1 protein-coding gene is annotated in these 259 nt (G+C 53.7%); it reads left to right on the top strand.

What is annotated here, in order from left to right; translation table 11 throughout:
* Positions 1–258, top strand: a 258-nt coding sequence (locus tag G7A66_RS12930) for an IS3 family transposase (protein ID WP_174296101.1), incomplete at its 5' end; no start/stop codon positions are given.
* Position 259: the final 1 nt, after the last annotated feature.

Raw genomic sequence — 259 nt, 5'->3', positions numbered from 1 at the left:
TACGACTATCAGAAAAAGCTGCAGGCCTATGGCCTGCGTCCATCGATGAGCGGCAAGGGAAATTGTTACGACAACGCCTCCGTCGAGACATTCTTCAAATCCCTAAAGGCAGAACTCATCTGGCGGCAAAGCTGGCCGGACCGGCGTCAGGCGGAAACTGCAATCTTCCAGTACATAAATGGCTTCTACAACACCCGTCGCCGACATTCATATCTGGGCGGCATCAGCCCACTCGCGTTCGAAGCCAAGGTGGCATAAT

It is taken from the genome of Alteripontixanthobacter muriae, assembly GCF_013336795.1.
In the GTDB taxonomy this organism is placed as follows: domain Bacteria; phylum Pseudomonadota; class Alphaproteobacteria; order Sphingomonadales; family Sphingomonadaceae; genus Pseudopontixanthobacter; species Pseudopontixanthobacter muriae.
The sequence above is the reverse complement of the archived record's forward strand: the minus strand, read 5'-3'. Positions and strand labels throughout refer to the sequence as shown.